This is a genomic window from Brucella sp. 22210 (assembly GCF_052045675.1).
Classification (GTDB): Bacteria; Pseudomonadota; Alphaproteobacteria; order Rhizobiales; family Rhizobiaceae; genus Brucella.
The window spans coordinates 1-796 of the sequence record NZ_JBQEPD010000140.1 but is presented as its reverse complement, the minus strand read 5'-3'; the positions used below and the strand labels follow the sequence as shown (position 1 = coordinate 796).

Genomic DNA, 796 nt, shown 5'->3' with positions numbered 1-796 from the left:
TTGGTAGAGGCGCGGTCAAACAGCGTATTTGTTACGGTATTATGGTACCCCGCTTTTGCAAGAGAAGTCTTTTTATCACACCCCGAAAGATACCAGGTTACTGCGAGTAACTGCTGTTCAGTGACACGTATGCCGTTGTTTTTAACCACATCCTTGACGCGCGTAGGCGAAAAGGGATCGCGTTTATTCATAGAAATTTCCTTTCACCTCTTGCATTTCATTTACGATTTGTTTATGTCTTATGTTGTAGCAAGACATTACACGACAACGAGATAGAAAGGAACCTCGGCCATGAAACGCTATTACGACCCAAAGGCCAAGCGAGCCATAGAACGCACGATTCGCTTCACCCGCCGCGCAGTAAGAGCCCGCAAAGCTGAATTCTTATTATCACGCTAAACGCACGCGCTGATTGTCTTAAAAAGCGCTAACTTAAAGAATACGGAGACCTATCATGAACCGTGAACAACAACTTAAATTGCTCTGGCAGAAGACACACAAAGATTTCAAAGGCATTTATGAGGGCGTCAAAACAATAATGGTTTGCCGCCAAGGCTCAACAACGCTGGTCGCGCTAGACAATCTCACTGAAAAGGAAATCGCGGATAGGCTTCCGAAAGAGGTGCGCTCATGACCGACTGGTTATTAACACTCGCCGAAGCCTTCGGAGCTTTGGCCATCTTCGCAGCATTCGCTGAATTGTTGATCGTATTGTCTTAGAAAGGGAAATAAAAATGTCATACAAAGAATCGCAGATCGCTTTCGAGACGCCTACGCACTGGGTTCTGGCGGAAAA

At 45.9% G+C, this 796-nt stretch carries 2 protein-coding genes; one reads left to right on the top strand and one right to left on the bottom strand.

The window, feature by feature from the left end; translation table 11 throughout:
- A partial coding sequence (locus ACTJKP_RS27015) for a hypothetical protein (protein ID WP_440632852.1) occupies positions 1-191 on the bottom strand: 191 nt, incomplete at its 3' end.
- Between the two features lie 263 nt (positions 192-454).
- Here ACTJKP_RS27015 and ACTJKP_RS27010 point away from each other — a divergent pair.
- A complete protein-coding gene (locus ACTJKP_RS27010) occupies positions 455-634 on the top strand; it encodes a hypothetical protein (RefSeq protein ID WP_440632851.1) in 180 nt (59 codons plus the stop codon).
- Positions 635-796 lie beyond the last annotated feature (162 nt).

Coding starts and splice junctions, on each gene's coding strand:
- ACTJKP_RS27010 (WP_440632851.1), top strand. CDS start 455: ATGAACCGTGAACAACAACTTAAATTGCTCTGGCAGAAGACACACAAA.